Genomic DNA, 20,583 nt, shown 5'->3' with positions numbered 1-20,583 from the left:
TTCACCGTCCCTTTCATTTTGTAGATTCCTGAAATCAGGTCAGTGTCCGAGTGATCTCTTCACGTTCGAAGATTTCGATCACATCGTCAGCGCGGATGTCATCATAGTTTTCAAAAGCCATACCGCATTCCTGTCCGGACTGCACTTCGGCCACTTCATCCTTGAACCGCTTGAGCGTCTTCAGCGTGCCTTCGTGGATCACAACGTTGTCCCGCAGCAGGCGTACACCGGCAGACCGGCGTGCGACGCCTTCCGTGACCAGACAACCGGCAACCTTGCCGACACCGGTAACTTTGAAGACCTCTTTGATCGTTGCGTATCCGATGAAGTTCTCGCGGATTTCCGCGCTCAGCAGACCGGATGCGGCTGCTTTCACGTCATCCACCAGATCGTAGATCACCGAATAATACCGGATTTCCACACTCTTCTGGTTCGCAGTGTTCCGTGCAGAGGCATTCGCGCGGACATTAAAGCCCATGATCGGAGCGTTTGACGCTTCTGCAAGGCCCACGTCCGTTTCGGTAATGGCACCAACACCCGAGTGCAGCACGCGTACGCGCACCTCGTCATTGCCGATCTTCTCCATCGCCTGAACGATCGCCTCCGCAGAACCCTGCACGTCAGCTTTCACAAGGATCGGCAGTTCAGAGACATTCTCGTCCGCTTTGGCATTCGCCATCAGCTGTTCCAGCGTGGTTGCCGCACCGGCAGCCGCACGTTTGTCCTTGGCTGCCTTCTCACGATAGGCCGCAATTTCACGCGCCTGCGCTTCGGTCTCTGTCACGTTGAGCACGTCGCCCGCTTCGGGCGTACCGTTCAGACCCAGCACTTCCACCGGTACCGATGGCCCGGCTTCTTTCACGCGGTCTCCCTTGTCGTTGATAAGCGCACGGACTTTACCGTACTGCTCGCCAACAACAAAGATATCGCCCTGTCGCAGTGTCCCATTCTGAACCAGAACCGTCGCGACGGGGCCACGGCCCACATCAAGCTGGGCTTCAATCACTGCGCCCTGCGCTGCCCGGTCCGGGTTGGCCTTGAGCTCAAGGATTTCCGCCTGCAGCGCGATCGCTTCCAGCAGTTCGTCCAGACCCTGGCCGGAGATGGCCGACACTTCTACGTCCTGCACGTCGCCGGACAATTTTTCGACGATCACCTCGTGCTGCAGCAGATCCGTGCGCACCTTGTCCGGGTTCGCCTCGGGTTTATCGATCTTGTTGATCGCGATAATCATCGGCACTTCGGCCGCTTTGGCGTGATTGATCGCCTCAATTGTCTGAGGCATGACCGCGTCGTCAGCCGCAACAACCAGAACAACAATATCAGTTACCTGCGCACCACGCGACCGCATGGACGTGAACGCCGCGTGGCCGGGTGTATCGAGGAAACTCAGCAGTTCACCACCATCGGTTTTCACCTGATAGGCACCGATGTGCTGGGTGATACCGCCCGCTTCGCCAGCCACAACCTTAGCATTGCGGATCGCATCCAGAAGCGATGTTTTACCGTGATCAACGTGACCCATAATCGTGATGACCGGGGGCCGCGATTTGAGGTCTTTGGCATCGTCTTCGATCTCTTTGATCACATCCTCGACGTCAGCGTCAGAGACACGTACGACCTTGTGGCCGAATTCCTCAACGATCAGTTCCGCGGTATCCTGGTCAATCGTCTGGTTCTGCGTAACCATCATGCCGTTCTGCATCAGCGCCTTTACAACGGCACCGACCTTCTCGGACATACGGTTTGCAAGTTCCGAGACAACAATCGCCTCAGGCACCTGCACATCGCGCATTACCTTCTCACGCTCAACCTGGCCACCCATCGCCTTCTGACGCGCGCGTTCCTGCTTGCGTTTCATAGCAGCCATAGACCGCTGGCGCCCGCCTTCACCGCCGGACAGCGCCTGGTTCAGCGTCAGTTTGCCGGAGCGGCGGTTGTCGTCACCACCCTTACCGCCGCGTTTGTTATCGCGTTCGCGCTCCTGCTTACGGGGCGCGGGATCCGGTGCCTTGTTGCTGGTCGGACGCTGGACAACAGGCTCTGGCGCGGGTGCAGCCGCAGCTTTGGCGGCAGCCTCGGCTTCTTCCTGCCGGCGCTTGTCTTCCTCGGCCTTCGCCTTGAGGCTTTCCTCGCGCTCACGCTCTTCGCGCTCCTTGGCTTCCTGTTCGGCCCGGCGACGCTCACGCTCTGCAGCGCGCGCCTTTTCTTCGGCTTCACGGGCTGCGGCTTCCTCGGCTTCGCGTGCCTTGGCCGCCTGCACGGCCTTCAGCCGGCGCTCCATCTCTGCATCGCTGATACCAGCCGGGCGCCGCGACGGATCACCAACCGAGGCACCACCGCCACTGCCGGATTTCGCAGCACCCGCCTTGGGCACCACGACCCGTTTGCGTTTGGTCTCCACCACGACGTTCTTGGTCCGCCCGTGGCTAAAGCTCTGCTTTACGTTGCCCGGACGCGCGCCGCCGCGCAGACCCAATGTTTTTTTGCCGTCAGTATCGCTCATGAAGCTCGTCTATCCTTTCGGGCGGCCGTTGCCACCCTCGTTTTTGCGCACGCCTTTAAGTCTTTGGGCTTCCTCTACAACACGTTGAGTGAGTCCACCAGAGGCGAGCGCCCCATGTATCACAGTTTGGCGTCCGAATGCCAAACCCAATTCGTCGGCCGTGAGCCAGCCGATGTAGGTTCCGAAGTGCGGCGTGCTCAGTTTGGACTTGCCGCGCCCAGACCCATCGCTGGCCTGGATCAGCACTTCTGCCTCCTCCGTCTGCAGCCAGCTTTTGACTTTCTCATAGCCCGCCACGGCTTTGCCTGCTTTACGCTGCAGCGAAATCAGCTCGACCACACGGTGTGCCAGCTGCCGCTCGACTTCGGCGACAAGGCCCTCAGGCACAGTGACCTGCGCCTTCGCTCCGCGCGAAAACAGCCGCTTTCTGACTGCCAGATCCAGCGCATCCCGGTCCGCCGCAACCCATATGCCCCGCCCGGGCAGTTTGCCCAGGATATCAGGAACAACCTCGTTTCCGGGCCCGGCCACAAACCGGATCAACCCGTGCTTCGGCTGCACCTCGCCCGTGGCAATGCACTTGCGGTCAGGACCGTCAGACCGGTCTTTGGGAACGCCACCGCGACCCATCAGGTGACCCCGAGGCCTGAGATCAGACCTCGGATTCCTCCGTTTCTTCTTCGCCTTCGGCGTCTTCTTCCTCAGCTTCAAGCTCAGCCGGATCAACCCAGCCCAGCATGATGCGCGCCGTCATGATCAGATCCTGCGCCTCTTCCAGAGACACATCAAAGGGTTCCAGTACGCCATCGTCCTTGACGCGCTCGCCGTCTACTGTTGTCCAGCCACCGGCCAGTTCCCAGTCAGCACAGGTTGCAAAGTCTTCGAGTGTTTTCACATCGTCTTTTGCCAGCGCCTCAATCATCTGGGGTGTCAGGCCTTCAAATTCAACCAGGCTGTCCTCAACACCAAGGCTGCGGGCATTTTCAAGCGCGGCTTTGTTCTGTGCTTCCAGCACATCGCGGGCCCGCGCCTGCAGTTCGTTGGCCGTGTCTTCGTCCACGCCATCGATCACCAGCAGTTCATCCAGTTCGACGTAGGCCACCTCTTCGAGGTTCGAAAATCCTTCCGATACAAGAAGCTGGGCGAAGAATTCGTCCAGATCCAGGTTGTCGACAAAGAGTTTGGTACGCAGTTCGAACTCTGCCTGACGGCGCGCGCTTTCCTGCTCTTCGGTCATGATGTCGATGTCGAGCGCAGTCAGCTGGCTCGCCAGACGCACGTTCTGACCACGACGACCGATCGCCAGCGACAACTGCTCCTCGGGCACGACGACTTCGATCTTGCCAGCTTCCTCGTCCAGAACAACTTTTGAGACTTCGGCGGGTTGCAGCGCATTCACCAGGAACGTCGGCTGGTCCTCGTTCCACGGAATGATATCGATTTTTTCACCCTGCAGTTCATTCACAACCGCCTGAACGCGGCTGCCGCGCATACCAACACAGGCCCCGACCGGGTCAATCGAACCGTCATAGGAAATTACTGCGATCTTGGCGCGCGACCCCGGATCACGGGCGACAGCCTTGATTTCGATGATGCCGTCGTAGATCTCCGGCACTTCCATTTTGAACAGCTCCGCCATGAATTCCGGCGCTGTGCGGCTCAGGAAAATCTGCGGACCGCGCTGTTCGCGGCGCACATCCTTGATGTAGACACGGATACGGTCATTGGGGCGATAGCTTTCGCGGCCGATCTTTTCATTGCGGCGCAGGATTGCCTCACCGGCACCCACATCGACGATGACGTTGCCGTATTCCTCGCGCTTGACCAGGCCGTTAATGATGGTGCCCGCACGATCCTTGAATTCTTCGTACTGGCGGTCACGCTCGGCTTCGCGCACTTTTTGCAGGATCACCTGCTTGGCGGACTGAGCAGCAATCCGGCCCATTTCCACCGGTGGGACCTCTTCGACAAAGGTGTCGCCGACCGAAGGGTCGTCCATATACTGTTTGGCCTGCTCAACGGTGAACTCAGCCTGGTAGTTTTCCAGCTCTTCATCTTCGACAACAGTGCGGACGCGCGTGAACGTGGCCTTGCCCGTTTTGCGGTCAATAGACACACGGATGTCCATCTCGGCGCCGTAGCGTGACTTCGCGGCACGGGCGAGTGATTCTTCCATCGCCTCGACCACGAGGCCGGGGTCGATCATTTTCTCACGCGCCACCGCTTCAGCAGTTTGCAGCAGCTCAAGCTGGTTGGCAGATGTAATGGCCATGTCTCAGGTCTCCCTTAAGCGGAATCGTCCGATGACAGCTCATCGGAAATCTCGTCAAACTTCGTTTCGTCTATTTCGCCTGCAGCTTTGCGCTGGCGCAGCATTTCTTTGATCAGGTCATCGGTCAGAACCAGTTTGGCATCCGACAACCAGTCGAACTTCAGACCAATTGTCCCTTCGGCCACATTGATCAGAACTTCGTCTTCTTCGACACCGGCCAGTTCGCCTTTGAACCGTCGGCGTCCGTCAATCATGTCGCCGGTTTCGAGCTTGGCCTCATAGCCTTCGAACATCTCAAAATCCTTGAGACGCGTCAGTGGCCGGTCGATCCCGGGGCTTGAAACCTCAAGCGTGTATTCATCAAGAATGGGGTCCTCGACATCCAGAACGGCCCCGACGGCCTGACTGATCTCGGCGCAATCATCCACTTCTATGCCGCCATCCGGTTTGTCCGCCATGATCTGCAGCGTGGTGGTTTTGCCGGACATCAGACGCACGCGTACCAGCTCAAACCCCATGTCCTCGATCACCGGAGTGATGATCTCGGCCATACGGCGGTCAATCGCTGCTTTTGCAATCAGGTCGTTGGTCATCTGTCTTTCAGGCACAAAAAAACGGGCGCGCGGCCCGTTATGTCTTTCGGTGGTCTTTCGGTTTGGACCCGAAAGCGCCGCTGTTGGCAACGATATACGCGCGGCTCAGCGAGTCTACAACCCCTGATCGCGTCAGGCCATCCACCAGCGTTCGGCAGCGCGCAGATTGTCCAGCGGCCAGCGGCTGCCGACAGTTGCCGGCAATGCCAGACACTGGTCCACAGCCGTGGTCATGAAATCCTCGCGCGGCAGCAGCGTGATGTTCTCAAGATCACCCAGATCTGCAGGATGCTCCAGATCAACGGCATCCACGTAATGATCCCGCAGTGCCTCTGCGCGCACCTCATCTGCGGGCAGGGACACCAGTTCAACGCTGTCAAACCAGCCGGCGCGACCATCCTTGTAATGGCCTGATACGCGGTGCGCGAGAAGGTGGCGCCCCGGCTGGAATTTGTGAACCTGGTACAGCCCGGTGCCAATTCCCGCCTCCGGGTTTACCGCATCCGCTTCGGGCAGAATGATCGTCTGCGGGTGGCTGACCCGCATCGGAAACTGGGGATCACCGGCGCGCAGTGTCACCGCAACGCGCAGCGGGGCAATGGCCTCAACAGAGGCTACATCTGCCAGCACGCCATCCCGCAATGCTGCGAAAGACGCTCTGACATCACAGGCCGTGAATGGCCGCCCATCGTGGAAGGTGACCGCATCGCGCAGATCAAATTCCCAACGGGTCGCATCGGTATTGCTGCGCCATGACACCGCAAGTTCGCCCCGCAGCGTGCCGTCGGCTGCGATTTCCGTGAGCGTATCGAACAGAACACCGGCCGTTGCGACCTGCATAAAGAGACCCTGCGTGCCCGCTTGCCCAAGGCGATCCTCGCGCGTGGCCCCGGACAGTGCCATGCGCAGCCGCCCGCCGTGTGTCGGTGCCGGCCCGGCAGACACACCGGTTGCCGCCAGCAACGCTGCCGCCGCACCGGTCGCAAAAAGCGCACGTCTGTCGATATGTGTTCTGCGCGTCACCGTCCGCCGATCCTGTCCATTGTCCGCACAAGTTCTGCACTGATTCCCGGCTCTGACAAAGCATGACCTGCATTCCGGACCATTTTCAGCTCACAGTTGTCCCAGGCTTCCGCGAGCGCCCAGGCACTGTCCGGGGGGCAGATCATGTCGTACCGGCCCTGGACGATGACACCGGGAATATGCGCAATACGGCCGACATGCGCGAGAATCTGACCGTCAAATTCAAGAAAACCCGCATTGGAGAAATAGTGATTTTCGAGGCGCGCAAAGGCCCTGGCATATTCCCCGGGGCTTTCGCCCGTGGAGCCGGAGGAATAAATCGAGGCGAGCGCGTTTTCCCAGGCGGACCACGCGCGGGCATAGCGGGTTTCCGTTGACAGATCGCCTGAGAAAAGACGCCGCCGGTAGGCTTCGATGAAGTCTCCGTGCTCGTCTTTCGGAATGAGCGATGTGAATCGCGCCCAGACTTCGGGCCAGAACCGGCCGGCACCGCCGCCGTAAAACCAGTCGAGCTCGCGTTGCGTCATCAGGAAAACACCACGCAGGACAATGTGGCTGACCCGGTCGGGATGTGCCTGCGCATAGATCAGCGCCAGGGTCGCCCCCCAGCTGCCGCCAAAAACAATCCACTGATCGATATCCAGCTCGCGACGGATCAGTTCGATGTCATCAACAAGATGCCAGGTCGTGTTGTGGGTGACGCTGGCGGGCGGGCGGGACCGGCCACAGCCACGCTGGTCAAACAGAATAACCCTGTAAATTTCCGGATCGAAATAGCGGCGCATCGCCGGGCTGCACCCGCCACCCGGACCACCATGCAGCACCACAACCGGGATACCGTCGGGGTTGCCGCATTGCTCGACATAAACCCGGTGCCCCTGACCAACATCCAGCATTCGCTGATCAAACGGGTCGATCGGCGAATAAAGATACTGAACTGCGCGCTTTTGATCCGGGAACTTGTCCATATCAGGCCTATATAATACGAAATCGCAAATGATCACATGGAGACAGGAATGCAAGCGCTTCAATCAACCGTCGATGCCGCCGAAGTTGCAAAATTCGAGGCAATGGCAGCCGAATGGTGGGACGTGAACGGTAAATTCAAGCCGCTCCACATGCTCAATCCCTGCCGTCTGGACTACATCACGACGCAGATTGCCGGTGAATTCGACCGTGATCTGAAAGGTGATCTGCCCTTCCGCGGTCTGCGCATTCTCGACATTGGCTGTGGCGGTGGTCTGCTGTCAGAACCGATGGCGCGTCTGGGTGCCAATGTCGTTGGCGCAGATGCCGCCGAACGTAACATTCCGGTTGCCCGTATTCACGCCGAACAATCCGGTCTGGAGATCGACTACAGGCATACAACCGCAGAAGCGCTCGCCGAGGCCGGAGAGCAGTTCGACGTCGTGCTGAACATGGAGGTCGTGGAACACGTGGCCTCACCACCCGATTACCTGACCGCCTGTCAGCAGCTGCTGAAACCAGGCGGTCTGCACATCTGTTCGACGCTGAACCGGAACCCGAAATCCTATCTCATGGCGATCATCGGGGCCGAGCATGTCATGCGCTGGCTCCCTAAAGGCACCCATGAGTGGTCGAAATTTATCACACCGGACGAACTGTTTGATCTGCTGAAGGAGGCGGGTCTGGACCCGGTTGACCGCAAGGGATTTGTGTTTAACCCGGTTTCCTGGTCATGGAAGCTGTCGGACCGCGATCTGAGCGTGAACTACGTAACCGCCAGCCTGAAACCGGCCTAATTGTTGTCGCCCAGCTGCCGGCGCATTTCCCGCAGGATGGGGAGGGCCTCGCGCACGCGCTGATCGCCCAGCTTTTCAACTACCTGATTGATCACCGGCGTGATGGAGCCGACCGCCTGGTCCCGTGCCTGGCGCCCTGCCGGGCTGATCGCGACCATCTTGCGCCGCGCGTCGTCCCAGTCCGGGCGGACATGTATGTATCCCGCCCATTCCAGCTTGGACAACGTGTTCGTCATCGCACCGCGTGTTACGTGAAACGTGCCTGCGAGCTGCGCCGGTGTACGTTCACCAACGTTGCCTGCCAGATGGTTGAGCACCGAAAAATGCGATATCTCCATACCCTTTGGCAGGACCTTACTCAGCCTCGCGCGGATCATCTGATCAGCCGTCAGCACCTCGCTGAACAGCGATATTGCAAGAGAGTTCCGGTCTTCGCTCATCAGGGTCCATCAAAGGGTCGTGCATTCTCCAGGCTGGGCACACGGCCCCGCGCCTTTGCCACTAATCCCATATCGATGTCCGTCATGTAAACGCCCGGCTCGGTGCCTGCGTCCATTTGGACCTCCCCCCAGGGTGCTACAACCAGGGAATGCCCATAAGTCCGGCGCGTTTTATGCATCGAACTGGCATGCTCTCCGGTCTGGGCAGGTGCAATCACAAAACATCCGGTTTCAATGGCCCGGGCCCGCAAAAGCGTATGCCAGTGGGCGTCCCCTGTGACCGGTGAAAACGCAGCCGGAACAGTCAGTATTTTCGCCCCGGCAGCGGCTAGGGCATGATGCAGGGCCGGAAACCGCAGATCATAGCAGACGGTCATGCCGACAGTGCCGAATGCCGTGTCCGCAGTAACAGCGCGTGATCCCGGCCGGTATCCTTCGGATCTCGCGAAAAGTCTCTTCGGGTGTGACCTGAACGTCGAACATGTGGATTTTGTCGTACCACGCCACGATTTCACCGGAAGGATCAACCATGAAAGACCGGTTCGCAAACCGGCTGTCTGCATCATGGGTTTTCAGCGCCAGCGAACCGATCAGCAGCCAGATACCCGCACGGGCAGCTTCCTCGCGCAGAGCCGCCAGCGTGATATCCTCGTCCTGATACTGCAGAACGTCCTGCTGATGTCTGCGACTCGTCGACAGGCAGTTCGTCACCTCAGGCGTCAGAACAAAATCCGCGCCATCGTCTATTGCCTGTTTAAGCATGCGGCGGGTCACCACGAGGTTCTCCGCCGGCATGTCATTTGCATTCAGCTGCAGCAGAGCAGTGCGCATCAGGCCGCCAGCAAACAGTCGAGTTTACCCGCACGCTCCAGAGCATAAAGGTCATCGCAGCCGCCAACGTGGATTTCACCCACAAAGATCTGCGGCACGGTTCTGCCACCATTGGCGCGCTGGATCATTTCCGGCTTGCGATCCGGGTTGGCCAGCACATCCACTTCGGAAAAATCCACGCCTTTCTGGTTCAGAAGACGTTTGGCTGCATGGCAGAAGCCGCAAAGCGGTGATGTATAGATTTCGACGTTTTTCATATCCGGTCCTTCCCGTGACAGGGTTTCGACGGATATTTAGGCATCCCGCGCGACCCGTGCCAGTGCCACCACGTATACCGGCCCTGACCCTGCTGCAATACAGGCATCTGCTGCGGCTGACAGGGTGGCGCCGGACGTCATCACGTCATCCACCAGCAGAACGGGCCGCCCGACGAGGCGGTGTCGCCGGCGCGGGTGTGCCGAAATCACGCCTTTGACGGAGGTAAAACGCACCTCCCGCGTCATCCCTTCCATCGGTTGCGTGCGTTTCTGCCGGACCAGCAGATCCTGACAGACCGGCAGACCGGTGTGGCGCGCAAGTGCCTGTGCCAGAAGGCCCGACTGGTTGTAACGGCGTTTCAGCAGCCGGGTCCAGTGCAGCGGAATCGGGGCAATGATCATGTTTTCCTGGGGCAGATCCTCAATCGCCCGGGACATCCACAGCGCAGCAGGTTGCGCGATCTCCTGCCGGTCACCGTGTTTCAGCGCCAGAACAAGACGCCGCGCCCCATCTCGATAGATCAGCGCGGCGCGACCCTGCTTCCATGGGCGCGGCGTGCGCAGACACTCATCACATTTCAGTGTGTCCGACAGATCCTCGCCCGGCAAAGGTGTCCCACAGGTGTCGCAGATGGAGCCACCGATAAACGGCGTATCCCGCCAGCAGGTGCCACACAGACCGAAATCATCGTCAACTGTTCCACCACAGCCCAGACAGCGCGGCGGATAAATGAGAGAGACCGCTGTTTGTAAACCCGACTGCGCCATCCTATTACACCCTTCATGAACACTGCGACCACACTGACCGACACCAGGGCACTGAGCCTGCATCGCAAAAGGGCGACGCGGGCCGATCTGTTTTTGCAGGACCAGGCAGCGGACGAACTGCAGGATCGCCTGGGCATGGTTAACAGGACGTTTACTGACATCGCTGTTGTGACCCCTTTTGCAGATGTCTGGTCAGTCCGGATACCGGGCGCGCGGATCGTGCCGGACACCGATACGCTTGATCTCGAACCGGCCAGCTGCGATCTCGTGATCCACGCACTGGGCCTGCACTGGGCGAATGATCCGGTCGGGCAACTGATCCAGTGCCGCCGGGCCCTCAGACCGGATGGGTTGTTCCTCGGCGCTGCGCTGGGCGGACAGACGCTCGAAGAGCTGCGCGCCTGTCTCGGTCAGGCAGAGATCGCCGTTGCTGGCGGCCTTTCACCGCGTGTGGCACCCATGGGGGAAATACGTGATCTGGGTGCACTGCTGCAACGGGCCGGACTGGCTCTGCCGGTTGCCGACAGCATCGCCCTGCGCACTGAATACCGTGATTCTCTGCACCTGATGCACGACCTGCGGGCCATGGGGGAAACCAATGCCCTGCACCAGCGCCGCCGCGCAATACCGCCGCGCAGGCTTTTCTCTGAAACCGCAAAACTCTATGCCGACACCTTCTCCACACCGGAGCAGCGTATCGTCGCAACCTTCGAAATCGTATTTCTGACCGGATGGGCACCGGATGACAGCCAGCAGAAACCGCTGCGCCCGGGGTCTGCACAACAGCGTCTGGCCGACGCTCTGGCCGTTGCGGAAAGGCCGCTGACCGATTGACGCTGCCGCAAAAGCCTCTATCTGAGCGGAGACACGAGATGAGCAAGGACAAAAACATGCTGGACAGCAGCTCCGCGCGGCCGTTGATGGCACGCCCGACCCACGCTGGCGACGATCACCCTGAGGTGGCGCGCCCGAAAGTCGGCATCCTTCTTGCCAATCTCGGCACGCCCGACAACTACGACTACTGGTCCATGCGCCGGTACCTGAACGAGTTCCTATCGGACCGTCGCGTGATCGACTACAGCCCATGGGTCTGGCAGCCGCTGCTGCAGCTGATCATCCTGACCAAACGCCCTTTTTCCAGCGGTGCAGCCTACAAATCCATTTGGAATGAAGAAGAGGGTGAAAGCCCGCTGATGACCATCACCAAAGCCCAGACCAAAAAGGTCAAAGAGCAGATGCACGCGCGCTACGGCGACGATGTGATGGTGGATTTCTGCATGCGCTACGGCAATCCGTCCACACGATCCAAAGTGGCGGAAATGACCGCTGCCGGGTGCCGGAAAATCCTGTTTTTTCCGCTGTATCCGCATTATGCGGGCGCGACATCAGCCACTGCAAATGACGCATTTTTCCGGGCGCTGACCTTTGAGAAATGGCAACCGGTGACCCGCACCGTCGAGCCGTATTTTGATCGGCCTGATTATATCGAAGCGCTGGCTCAGTCGATCGAACGGGCCTACGCGGGTCTGGAGAAAAAGCCGGATATCCTGGTCTGCTCCTATCATGGTGTGCCGATCCGCTACCTGATGGAAGGCGATCCGTATCACTGTCAGTGCCAGAAAACGACGCGCCTGCTGAAGGAACGACTGGGGTGGAAGGACACCGAAATCACCACGACCTTCCAGTCCAAATTCGGACCCGAAGAATGGCTCCAGCCTTACACCGTCGAAGAAGTGGCGCGGCTTGCTGAGGCCGGCAAAAAGAACATCGCCGTCTGCGCGCCGGCGTTCTCCGCGGACTGCATCGAAACGCTTGAAGAGATCAACGAAGAGATCAAGGAAAGCTTTGAGGAAGCAGGCGGCGAGCACTTTACGTACATCCCCTGCCTCAATGATGATGATGCGCATATTGACGCACTGTCATCTGTCATCACCGACAATCTGAAGGGTTGGATCGACTGATCCCAACAGAGCGTCAGGCAATAAAAAAAGGCGGCGCTGATGCACCGCCTTTTTTATTCATACCGCTAAGCGATCAGGCGATTGCAGCTGCAACGATGACCAGCAGCAGGATCGGCAGCAGCGCGCCGGAGGACGAGCCTTCTGCTTCTTCAACCACAACGGGTGCTTCAACGACCGGCTCTGCAAGCGAACCTGCATAAGCTGTCGACGCGGCGGCTGTCAGTGCAGCTGCGAGAACGAGTTTTTTCATATTAATAACCTCCATTAAGGCGCGCTCCGCTTCGCAAAGCAGACGCCCAAGACTTACCTCGTGATTATGTCTAAACAGCACAGAACCCTGTTTGCAAACCGGTTTTGGAACGGACTGGCCAAAATCGGCCTAATGTCGTCAAATTAGCAACACCTGCGTGCCGACTTTGGTCAGGCTGTAAAGCTCGGCGATATGTTCGTTGTACAGGCCGATGCAACCATTGGACGACTGCCGCCCGATTTTGCGTGTGTCGTGTGTGCCATGAATGCGGTAGTAGGTCCACGTCAGATAAAGAGCGTGTGTTCCCATAGGGTTATCCGGTCCCGGGCCGATATATTCCGGCCAGTCGGGATTCCGCTCCAGCATCGACGGTGTCGGACGCCAGTCCGGGCCTTCGACCTTGCGGATGATTTTCGTCCGGCCCCGCCGGGTCAGATCTTCGGTCAGCGGAACACTGGAGGGGTAAAGTTTGTAGAAATCTCCCCCTTCCGCCCAGAAATGCAGCGCACGGCTGTCGATATCCACCAGAACGGCACCGTTCTTCAGGTTTGAAAAATAGGGCTGCCAGTCCAGCGTGCGGAAACTGGAAATATTGCGGCGAACCGTCTCGGTGAGATCACGCTCACCCACGGTTGTCGCGGTCGAGTTCACCGACGCTGCATCCTGCGCGACAGCGGGCGCTGCGAGCATTGCAGCTGACCCGGCCAGGAAAGACCGGCGGCCGGGATTCTTAAAACGATTGTCAGACATGAATGTCCTCCGGAACCAAAACTGTTTGACGCGCACTTTATGGCCTGGATGCCGCACCCGCAAATCAAACAGATGTCATCTGGCGCTCTGACGCCGATGTGCGTTTGAAATACCACGCATTGCACGTTATGTGCGACTCTAACGCTGTTGGAGTGCTTTATGATCCGTCTGATTTCAGTTTTTTCGCCCTCGGCCTGACGCTGGCCGCCTGTGCGCCGACACAGACAACCCCGACACTGGGCGCTGACGGAAAACCGCTGCCGACCCTCTACAGAATCAAAGAGCGCGACACCGCCAAACTGCAGTTCAGAATGCTGGATGCGGTCAACGCACTGCGCAGCGCTTCAGCACGCAGCGCGGTCGAAATGGATCCGCTGCTCAATGCCGCTGCCGCAACCCACTCGCGCGATATGTCGATCCAGAACCGTCCGTGGCACTTCGGATCCGACGGGTCGTCCCCGATCGACCGGATCCAGCGCGTCGGCTATCAGGGAACGCTTGTCGGAGAGACCATCTCCGAGACCTACGAGAGCGAACTCGAAACCCTTGGTGCATGGATGCAGAAACCGGACACACAGCGCATACTGCTGTCAGCAGACGCGACAGACATGGGATTTGCGTGGTTTCAGGAACCGAACGGCAAAATCTGGTGGACGCTGGTGATGGGCCGGGAGGGCACCGCAGGCCCGGTCGCATCCGAACCGGTCACTTTCTGAGCTCAGGCGTTCAGCGCAACAAGCGTGTCATTCGCGACCATCGCATAGATCTCTTCGATCTCATCGTTGGTCACCGCAATGCATCCCCACGTCCAGTCCGGATCATCCTTTTTGAACGGGTTTTTCTGGCCGTGAATAAAGATGTCACCACCTGCTGATTTCCCAGCCGCTTTCGCCGCCGCGACATCATTCACATTCGGATAAGAAATACCCAGCGAAAGATGGAACTGGCTGTTCGGGTTGCGGCGGTCAATGCGGTAGATACCCTCTGGCGTCTTCCCGTCACCCTCAAACTGTTTGGGGCCGACGGGGGCGAAGCCAAGGTGAATATTATAGCTGCGCAAAACGGTATCATTGTGCAGCAGATGCATGCGCCGCGCGCCTTTGTTCACCACGACAAAAGTGACGTCCGGCCCGTCGTACCTACGAAACCTTGAATCCGTTGCACAGGCCCCCAGCGAAAGCATCGCCGCGGTGCCCAACAGTAACTCTCTTCGGCGCATTGACCTGCTGTCCCGTTTTTGTGCATCTTTGCGACGCCCTGCTCTTTTCCCACAGGTACCATGAGAAACTGGTTAATCAACCTCACAAAACCGTCAGGTGGGCGGTTTCCTGTCCAGTTTTTCCTCAATCGCTGCCAGTCTTTGCAGCACTTCATCCCGGTAGGCATCAGTTACCGCGCCGGCCTCTTCCTGATGTGCGTCCTGCATTGAGTTCACGATCAGACCCACCAGCAGGTTCACAACTGCGAACGTCGTCACCATGATGAACGGAACAAAGAAGGCCCAGGCGTAAGGATAAACCTCCATCACCGGGCGCACGATACCCATGGACCAGCTCTCCAGCGTCATGATCTGGAACAGTGTGTAGCCACTCTGGGGCAGTGATCCGAACCACTGCGGAAAACTGCCCGCAAAAAGCTTGGTCGCCATGACCGCGCCGATGTAAAAGATGATCGCCATCAGCAGAAAGACACTGCCCATACCTGGCAGCGCGGTGATAAACCCTTCGACCACGCGGCGCAGACTTGGGGCCACCGAAATGACCCGCAACACCCGCAGAATACGCAGCGCCCGCAGCACAGAAAGACCCTGAGAGGCTGGAAGCAGGGCAACGCCCACGATCACCAGATCGAACACGTTCCAGCCGCTGCGGAAAAAACGACCGCCGCGTGCGATCAGTTTGAGCAGGATTTCAACGATGAAAAAAGCAAGACACGCCTTGTCGAGCGCCAGAATGAGCGGTCCGGCCTGCGCCATCAGCGTGTCCGATGTCTCCATGCCCAGTACAACGGCGTTCAGCAGAATGACCGCCACCACTGTGTTGGTCACCCACGTCTTGTCCAGCCATTTGTCCAGTGCCTGCCGAAAGCTCATCTGATTCTCCTGTGCGTCACGCCCGCATATGGGGCGCGGTGAACCCGGCGACAAGCTCTGTATGCGCGGACCAGCGGAACTGATCCACGACCTGCACAAAATCAAGCTGCCAGCCGCCTGCAGCGAGTACAGCTGCATCGCGCGCAAAACTCACCGGGTTGCAGGAGACATATGCAATTTTCGGCACCTTTGTCTGAACAAGCTCAGCCACCTGCGCCTCAGCACCAGCGCGGGGCGGGTCCAGCACGACGGCGTCTGCTTTGGCCAGCTCATCCGGCATCAGCGGACGGCGGAACAGATCCCGTGTTTCCGTGGTCACCGCCTTCAGACCTTCTGCAAAACGCCATCCGGCATCCAGTGCGTTCATCATGGCAGCATCGCCCTCAACTGCATGCACAGCAGCCGTCTCCGCAAGCGGAAGAGCAAAGGTGCCGCATCCGGCAAAAAGATCAATGACCGTGCCAGCATCCCCAACGATCTCGCGCACGCAGTCTGTCAACGCCGCCTCGCCATGCGCTGTGGCCTGCAGGAAAGCACCCGGCGGCGGTGTCACAACAGCGCGACCAACGCCGTGACGCGGCGGTTCCCGCATGGCGACAACCTCGTCACCCCATGTCAGGCGTACCAGTCCATGTGTATCACAGATCAGCGCCAGCTGTTGCCGCAGCGGACCGTCCGGCGGTTTCCCATGCGTGACTGCGACGTCGAGCCCGTTTTCCATTGCCGTGATCATCACGGACAGGGCGGTTTTGCGGCTTGCGCCGGCAATCGCGAGAGCTTCGGCAACGCGCTGCCCCGCCAGAACGGAAGGTTCCAGCAGAATGCAGTCCGGAATAGGGACGATCGTGTCCGACGCACGCCCGTGAAACCCCACCATCGCCCCTTTTTTAGTACGGCGGGCGGCAAAACCGGCACGTCTGCGGGAACGTGCGGGCGACGTAACGATGGGCCGGAATTCAGTTTCCAACCGGTGCGCCTGGAGCGCGTTGCGCACAATGTCCACTTTCCAGTCGGCAACAAACTGATCATCTGCATGCTGCAGCTGACATCCACCACAGGACCGGAAATGCCGGCAGGGCGCAGACACCCGCCGGTCAGAAGGCCTGATGATCCGCACGTCCTGCGCGCCACCTTCTGAAACTGTCGCGCTGACCCGTTCGCCGGGCAGAGTCAGGGGCAGAAAAACCGGGCCTTCGGCGATACCGTCCCCCTGAAGTCCGAGCCGCGTTACTGTGTATTCTGTCATGCCCCTGCCCTGGTCGCCGCGGACCTATTCGGCCGCTTCGGTCCGGATAAACCCACCGGACTGCCGGTTCCAGTACCTTGCATAGAGTTTTCCGCGGGCCAGCAGATCGGTGTGCGTTCCGTCCTCGGCGATATGACCATCTTCCATCACGATGATGCGGTCCATTTCCGTCAGCGTGGAAAGACGGTGCGCAATGGCCAGAACGGTTTTGCCTTCCATCACACGTTCCAGTGCTGTCTGAATGGATGCCTCAACCTCACTGTCGAGCGCTGAGGTGGCCTCGTCGAGCACGAGGATCGGCGCATCCTTGAGAATGGCACGCGCAAGCGCAATCCGCTGACGCTGACCGCCGGAGAGTTTCACACCCCGTTCGCCCAGGTGCGCGTCGTACCCGGTACGGCCCGCATGATCCTGAAGCTCCAGAATGAACTCATGCGCCTCCGCCTTCCTGGCCGCTGCGATGATATCATCGTCCGTCGCACCCGGCCGGCCATAGGAAATGTTATCCCGCGCTGATCTGTTGAACATTGCCGTTTCCTGGGTGACCATACCGATATTGCGGCGCAGGCTTTCCTGGGTCACGCCGGTAATGTCCTGTCCGTCGATCGTGATCCCGCCTTCTTCGGCGTCGTAGAGACGCAACAGCAGGGCAACGAGGGTTGATTTTCCGGCACCGGAGGCACCGACAATGCCCAGCTTCTCGCCGGGTCTGATATCAAGGCTGATGTTCTGAACACCACCCGTATCGCGACCGTAGGCAAAACCAAGATCGTTCAGCTGAATGCCACCCTCATGCACATCCAGTTCACGTGCCCCCGGCGCATCCTCAACACGGTTGCGCGGTGTCAGCGTGCGGATACCGTCCTCGACTTCCCCGATATTGGAATAGATCGCCATCAGGGTGAAACTGACCCAGCCGGTCATCTGCGCAATACGGATCGCCACCGCCCCGGCGGCGACGATGTCACCCTGCGTGGCCTGACCCGACTGCCAGAGCAGGATCGTTCCCCCCAGCAGAATAACCGGCAGAATGCCTGCCAGCGTCATCAGCGCAAACCGGAAACCAGCGGCGAGATACCCGAACTCAATCGCCCGCTCACGGAACGTCTGCATTGAGCCAAGTGCCGCCCGGTCCTCGTGATCTGCATGGGCGAAAAGCTTGACCGTTTTGATGTTGGTGATCGTGTCGACCACCTGGCCCGACACCATTGCACGCGCGCCGGCGCGCCCCGCAGAGCGTTTCCGGATGCGCGGCAGATACCAGTTGATCATCGCGAAATAGAAGATCAGCCAGATGCCAAAACCCAGTGCCACGCGCCAGTCGATGGCAAACAACAGCAGGACGGAACCGACAAGTGACGCGAGCGCAAAGGCCACGACATTGATGACTTCGGACACCACATCCGTGACCGCCCGCGCCGCCTGCATCTGTTTCTGGGCAATGCGTCCGGCAAAATCGTCATCAAAGAATCCGACCGTCTGCCCAAGCGTCCAGCGGTGCAGGCGGGACAGCACCAGCGGGTTGACGTTGGGCTGTACGATGATCGCGTTTGCTGAGGCCGAAAAACCAAAGAGCAAAGGTCGGGCGATTACAAAGAACGCCACGGCCCCGGCAATCAGTGCAATATTGCCACCATCAAAGAACGCCTCCGCCCCGGAGCGGGCCGTCGCATCAATGACCATGCCGAGGATGAGCGCGGTTCCGGCCTCCATCGCGCCCGCCGCCGCCGACAGAAAGGCCGCCAGCCACAGCGCGGGCCAGGCACCATTGAGGCACCAGCGCATGAATGCGCCCAGCGTCTGTGGTGGAGGGCCTTCTGCTGTGCGGAAGGCATCAATCCAGTTCTCTATTTTCATGCCTCGTCACCGGTACTCAGGAAACCGCCCGACTGCCGGGCCCAGAATTCTGCATATAGGCCACCCTGCGCCAAAAGCGCGTCATGCGGGCCATCTTCGACGATACGCCCCTGATCCAGCACCAGAATGCGGTCCATTTCGGCAATGGTGGACAGACGGTGCGCAATGGCAATCACGGTCTTGCCTTCCATCATGCCATAGAGTGTATCCTGAATGGCCGCCTCCACTTCGCTGTCGAGAGCGCTGGTTGCCTCATCCAGCAGCAGGATCGGCGCATTCTTCAGGATCACCCGGGCGAGCGTCACGCGCTGGCGCTGACCACCGGACAGTTTGACGCCGCGCTCGCCGACCTGTGCGTCATAACCGGACCGTCCCTGCGGATCTTCCAGATCGAGAATGAACTCATGCGCCTGTGCCTGCCGTGCGGCTGCGATCATCTCCTCTTCGGTTGCATCTGCACGCCCGTAGAAAATGTTGTCCCGCACCGACCGGTGCAGCAGCGAACTGTCCTGCTGAACCATACCGATGGCGAGGCGCAGACTGTCCTGCGTGACATGCCGGATATCCTGGCCGTCGACCGAAATAGTCCCGCTTTCCGCGTCGTAAAAACGCAAAAGCAGCTTTACCAGTGTCGATTTCCCTGCACCGGACCGTCCGACCAGACCAACCTTTTCGCCACGGCGGATCGTCAGGTTGATCCCGTCAAGACCGCCGCTTTCACGTCCGTAGTGATGCCGCACGTCCTTCAGAACGATTTCTCCCTCGGTCAAACGCAGCGGTCTGGCGTCGCGGTCATCCACGAGGGTCACAGGCTGGGCAATGGTCTCCATTCCTTCCGCCACAACGCCGAGCTGCCGGAAAAACGTGGTCAGCGCCCACATGATCCAGCCGGTCATCGCATTCAGCCTCAGCGTCAGCGCCGTGGCCGCTGCCACCACACCGACACTCGCCTCGCCAGCAACCCACAATGCAATGGCCCAGCCTACAACACCCACGATCAGAAGACCGTTCAGCATAACCAGCGTGCCGTCCATGATCGTGAAGATGCGCATCTCCTTCTGGAACGTTTCGCGCGAGTATTCGATGGCACCCTTCGCGTATTCCAGTTCCTGCTCGTGATGCGCAAACATCTTGACCGAATGGATATTGGTGTAGGCGTCGACAACGCGGCCTGTCACCTCGGACCGGGCATTGGATGCCTCCTGTGACGCCGGGCCGACGCGTTTCACCGTCCAGTGCACCAGCCAGCCATAGAGCACAAACCAGATGAGCAACGGCAAAAGCAGGCGCGGATCGGATGTGCTGAGCAGGATGGCAGCACCCAGCAGGTAGGCCAGCGAAAAGGAAATCGCGTCAAACACCTGAAATACAACCTCACCAGCCGCGGGCGGTGTCTGCATGATCCGGTTGGCAATCCGCCCGGCGAAATCATTTTCGAACCAGCCCACAGACTGCCGCAGGACCTGACGATGCGCGCGCCAGCGGATCAGCGTGCCAAAGTTCGGCAGAATGGCGTTATTCAGCAACCCGATGTCCAGCAGCTGCAACACCGGTCGTATGAAAATTATACCGAGCGCGACGAGAATCAGCTCTGTGCCATAGGTGCTCCAGACCAGCGCCGGTTCACCTTCCAGCAGATCAACAACGCGCCCCATGTAGAAAATCAGTCCAACCTCGATCGCGGCAACGATCACAGACATGAGCGCTGCCCAGAAAAACACCTGTTTGAACGGCTGCGAGTATTCCCAGAGGAACGGCCACAGCTTCTGCGGCGGATGATCGGTTTCGGTGTAGCTGGTGTACGGGTCGACGAGTCGTTCGAAAAAGCGGAACATTGGGGAGGTCCTGGACGAGAATATCAGAAATGCTCAGGCACCGGGTCCGGGCCTGACGGGGAAGGGTTATGCCAGCCTCAGCTGTTCCAGATCCCGCGATACATCTCGTATTCCTCCGCTCTTGTCCGGCGTGTGTAGC

The 20,583-nt window shown here is 59.3% G+C and carries 20 protein-coding genes and 1 pseudogene; 4 read left to right on the top strand and 17 right to left on the bottom strand.

Annotated elements, in window-relative coordinates; genetic code table 11:
* Positions 1-34: 34 nt before the first annotated feature.
* The 6 genes from infB to pip form a co-directional block, all read right to left on the bottom strand.
* Positions 35-2,506 (bottom strand): translation initiation factor IF-2, encoded by a 2,472-nt coding sequence (infB, locus tag ACZ1HA_RS17560; protein ID WP_472714815.1) that lies wholly within the window; start codon positions 2,504-2,506, stop codon positions 35-37.
* Positions 2,507-2,515: 9 nt separating this feature from the next.
* Entirely contained in the window at positions 2,516-3,136 is a 621-nt protein-coding gene (locus ACZ1HA_RS17555; RefSeq protein ID WP_375229396.1) for an RNA-binding protein, read from the bottom strand.
* Positions 3,137-3,158: 22 nt separating this feature from the next.
* Positions 3,159-4,778 carry a transcription termination factor NusA gene (gene nusA, locus ACZ1HA_RS17550; RefSeq protein WP_375229397.1) on the bottom strand — a complete coding sequence of 540 codons (1,620 nt, stop codon included), beginning with the start codon at positions 4,776-4,778 and terminating at the stop codon, positions 3,159-3,161.
* A 14-nt stretch (positions 4,779-4,792) separates the two neighbouring features.
* Complete coding sequence (gene rimP, locus ACZ1HA_RS17545; RefSeq protein ID WP_472714814.1) at positions 4,793-5,371, bottom strand: ribosome maturation factor RimP; 579 nt, start codon at positions 5,369-5,371, stop codon at positions 4,793-4,795.
* Between the two features lie 132 nt (positions 5,372-5,503).
* Positions 5,504-6,394: an ABC transporter substrate-binding protein gene (locus tag ACZ1HA_RS17540; RefSeq protein WP_472714813.1), complete on the bottom strand. Its 891-nt coding sequence runs from the start codon at positions 6,392-6,394 to the stop codon at positions 5,504-5,506.
* Entirely contained in the window at positions 6,391-7,362 is a 972-nt protein-coding gene (gene pip, locus ACZ1HA_RS17535; RefSeq protein WP_472714812.1) for a prolyl aminopeptidase, read from the bottom strand. Before pip ends, ACZ1HA_RS17540 begins: the two co-directional genes overlap by 4 nt.
* 48 nt (positions 7,363-7,410) lie before the next feature.
* On the opposite strand from pip, the gene ubiG reads away from it, so the two are divergent.
* A complete protein-coding gene (ubiG, locus tag ACZ1HA_RS17530; protein ID WP_472714811.1) occupies positions 7,411-8,157 on the top strand; it encodes a bifunctional 2-polyprenyl-6-hydroxyphenol methylase/3-demethylubiquinol 3-O-methyltransferase UbiG in 747 nt (248 codons plus the stop codon).
* Here the strand turns inward: ubiG and ACZ1HA_RS17525 are convergent.
* From ACZ1HA_RS17525 to ACZ1HA_RS17510, 4 genes and pseudogenes are all read right to left on the bottom strand, one after another.
* Positions 8,154-8,597 carry a MarR family winged helix-turn-helix transcriptional regulator gene (locus ACZ1HA_RS17525; RefSeq protein WP_472714810.1) on the bottom strand — a complete coding sequence of 148 codons (444 nt, stop codon included), beginning with the start codon at positions 8,595-8,597 and terminating at the stop codon, positions 8,154-8,156. The genes ubiG and ACZ1HA_RS17525 overlap by 4 nt on opposite strands.
* Positions 8,597-9,428: pseudogene (locus tag ACZ1HA_RS17520) on the bottom strand (carbon-nitrogen hydrolase family protein). The gene ACZ1HA_RS17525 and the pseudogene ACZ1HA_RS17520 overlap by 1 nt, the downstream one beginning before the upstream one ends.
* Positions 9,428-9,685 carry a glutaredoxin 3 gene (gene grxC, locus ACZ1HA_RS17515; protein WP_472714809.1) on the bottom strand — a complete coding sequence of 86 codons (258 nt, stop codon included), beginning with the start codon at positions 9,683-9,685 and terminating at the stop codon, positions 9,428-9,430. The pseudogene ACZ1HA_RS17520 and the gene grxC overlap by 1 nt, the downstream one beginning before the upstream one ends.
* 36 nt (positions 9,686-9,721) lie before the next feature.
* Positions 9,722-10,453, bottom strand: a complete 732-nt coding sequence (locus tag ACZ1HA_RS17510) for a double zinc ribbon domain-containing protein (RefSeq protein ID WP_472714808.1) — start codon at positions 10,451-10,453, stop codon at positions 9,722-9,724.
* Between the two features lie 15 nt (positions 10,454-10,468).
* On the opposite strand from ACZ1HA_RS17510, the gene ACZ1HA_RS17505 reads away from it, so the two are divergent.
* Both ACZ1HA_RS17505 and hemH read left to right on the top strand, forming a co-directional pair.
* Positions 10,469-11,287, top strand: coding sequence for a methyltransferase domain-containing protein (locus tag ACZ1HA_RS17505; RefSeq protein WP_472714807.1), 819 nt, complete (start codon positions 10,469-10,471; stop codon positions 11,285-11,287).
* A gap of 56 nt (positions 11,288-11,343) precedes the next feature.
* Positions 11,344-12,414 carry a ferrochelatase gene (hemH, locus tag ACZ1HA_RS17500; protein ID WP_472715344.1) on the top strand — a complete coding sequence of 357 codons (1,071 nt, stop codon included), beginning with the start codon at positions 11,344-11,346 and terminating at the stop codon, positions 12,412-12,414.
* Between the two features lie 73 nt (positions 12,415-12,487).
* Here the strand turns inward: hemH and ACZ1HA_RS17495 are convergent, their stop codons facing one another.
* Positions 12,488-12,664 carry a hypothetical protein gene (locus ACZ1HA_RS17495; protein ID WP_375229405.1) on the bottom strand — a complete coding sequence of 59 codons (177 nt, stop codon included), beginning with the start codon at positions 12,662-12,664 and terminating at the stop codon, positions 12,488-12,490.
* Between the two features lie 138 nt (positions 12,665-12,802).
* Complete coding sequence (locus tag ACZ1HA_RS17490) at positions 12,803-13,414, bottom strand: L,D-transpeptidase (RefSeq protein WP_375229406.1); 612 nt, start codon at positions 13,412-13,414, stop codon at positions 12,803-12,805.
* 128 nt (positions 13,415-13,542) lie between these two features.
* Here ACZ1HA_RS17490 and dalA point away from each other — a divergent pair, with 128 nt between their 5' ends.
* Positions 13,543-14,130: a divisome-associated lipoprotein DalA gene (dalA, locus tag ACZ1HA_RS17485; RefSeq protein ID WP_472714806.1), complete on the top strand. Its 588-nt coding sequence runs from the start codon at positions 13,543-13,545 to the stop codon at positions 14,128-14,130.
* 2 nt (positions 14,131-14,132) lie between these two features.
* On the opposite strand, the gene ACZ1HA_RS17480 is transcribed toward dalA, so the two are convergent.
* The 5 genes from ACZ1HA_RS17480 to ACZ1HA_RS17460 form a co-directional block, all read right to left on the bottom strand.
* On the bottom strand, positions 14,133-14,633 hold the full coding sequence (locus ACZ1HA_RS17480; protein ID WP_472714805.1) for a L,D-transpeptidase family protein: 501 nt from the start codon (positions 14,631-14,633) through the stop codon (positions 14,133-14,135).
* 93 nt (positions 14,634-14,726) lie between these two features.
* Positions 14,727-15,506: an ion transporter gene (locus ACZ1HA_RS17475; RefSeq protein ID WP_472714804.1), complete on the bottom strand. Its 780-nt coding sequence runs from the start codon at positions 15,504-15,506 to the stop codon at positions 14,727-14,729.
* A gap of 16 nt (positions 15,507-15,522) precedes the next feature.
* A complete protein-coding gene (locus ACZ1HA_RS17470; RefSeq protein WP_472714803.1) occupies positions 15,523-16,752 on the bottom strand; it encodes a class I SAM-dependent RNA methyltransferase in 1,230 nt (409 codons plus the stop codon).
* A gap of 24 nt (positions 16,753-16,776) precedes the next feature.
* Positions 16,777-18,609 (bottom strand): ABC transporter ATP-binding protein, encoded by a 1,833-nt coding sequence (locus tag ACZ1HA_RS17465; RefSeq protein ID WP_472714802.1) that lies wholly within the window; start codon positions 18,607-18,609, stop codon positions 16,777-16,779.
* Positions 18,606-20,444, bottom strand: coding sequence for an ABC transporter ATP-binding protein (locus ACZ1HA_RS17460; RefSeq protein WP_472714801.1), 1,839 nt, complete (start codon positions 20,442-20,444; stop codon positions 18,606-18,608). The genes ACZ1HA_RS17465 and ACZ1HA_RS17460 overlap by 4 nt, the downstream gene beginning before the upstream one ends.
* Positions 20,445-20,583 lie beyond the last annotated feature (139 nt).

This window comes from Roseobacter sp. S87 (assembly GCF_055693285.1).
This window is presented reverse-complemented; position numbering and strand designations above follow the sequence as displayed.

Bases quoted from the DNA above. Each gene is read 5' to 3' on its own strand.
- rimP (WP_472714814.1), bottom strand. From the start codon at position 5,371: ATGACCAACGACCTGATTGCAAAAGCAGCGATTGACCGCCGTATGGCC.
- ACZ1HA_RS17470 (WP_472714803.1), bottom strand. From the start codon at position 16,752: ATGACAGAATACACAGTAACGCGGCTCGGACTTCAGGGGGACGGTATC.
- dalA (WP_472714806.1), top strand. From the start codon at position 13,543: ATGTGCGACTCTAACGCTGTTGGAGTGCTTTATGATCCGTCTGATTTC.
- ACZ1HA_RS17525 (WP_472714810.1), bottom strand. From the start codon at position 8,597: ATGAGCGAAGACCGGAACTCTCTTGCAATATCGCTGTTCAGCGAGGTG.
- ubiG (WP_472714811.1), top strand. From the start codon at position 7,411: ATGCAAGCGCTTCAATCAACCGTCGATGCCGCCGAAGTTGCAAAATTC.
- hemH (WP_472715344.1), top strand. From the start codon at position 11,344: ATGCTGGACAGCAGCTCCGCGCGGCCGTTGATGGCACGCCCGACCCAC.
- ACZ1HA_RS17460 (WP_472714801.1), bottom strand. From the start codon at position 20,444: ATGTTCCGCTTTTTCGAACGACTCGTCGACCCGTACACCAGCTACACC.
- ACZ1HA_RS17475 (WP_472714804.1), bottom strand. From the start codon at position 15,506: ATGAGCTTTCGGCAGGCACTGGACAAATGGCTGGACAAGACGTGGGTG.
- ACZ1HA_RS17465 (WP_472714802.1), bottom strand. From the start codon at position 18,609: ATGAAAATAGAGAACTGGATTGATGCCTTCCGCACAGCAGAAGGCCCT.
- ACZ1HA_RS17480 (WP_472714805.1), bottom strand. From the start codon at position 14,633: ATGCGCCGAAGAGAGTTACTGTTGGGCACCGCGGCGATGCTTTCGCTG.
- infB (WP_472714815.1), bottom strand. From the start codon at position 2,506: ATGAGCGATACTGACGGCAAAAAAACATTGGGTCTGCGCGGCGGCGCG.
- ACZ1HA_RS17505 (WP_472714807.1), top strand. From the start codon at position 10,469: ATGAACACTGCGACCACACTGACCGACACCAGGGCACTGAGCCTGCAT.
- ACZ1HA_RS17490 (WP_375229406.1), bottom strand. From the start codon at position 13,414: ATGTCTGACAATCGTTTTAAGAATCCCGGCCGCCGGTCTTTCCTGGCC.
- grxC (WP_472714809.1), bottom strand. From the start codon at position 9,685: ATGAAAAACGTCGAAATCTATACATCACCGCTTTGCGGCTTCTGCCAT.
- nusA (WP_375229397.1), bottom strand. From the start codon at position 4,778: ATGGCCATTACATCTGCCAACCAGCTTGAGCTGCTGCAAACTGCTGAA.
- ACZ1HA_RS17495 (WP_375229405.1), bottom strand. From the start codon at position 12,664: ATGAAAAAACTCGTTCTCGCAGCTGCACTGACAGCCGCCGCGTCGACA.
- pip (WP_472714812.1), bottom strand. From the start codon at position 7,362: ATGGACAAGTTCCCGGATCAAAAGCGCGCAGTTCAGTATCTTTATTCG.
- ACZ1HA_RS17510 (WP_472714808.1), bottom strand. From the start codon at position 10,453: ATGGCGCAGTCGGGTTTACAAACAGCGGTCTCTCTCATTTATCCGCCG.
- ACZ1HA_RS17555 (WP_375229396.1), bottom strand. From the start codon at position 3,136: ATGGGTCGCGGTGGCGTTCCCAAAGACCGGTCTGACGGTCCTGACCGC.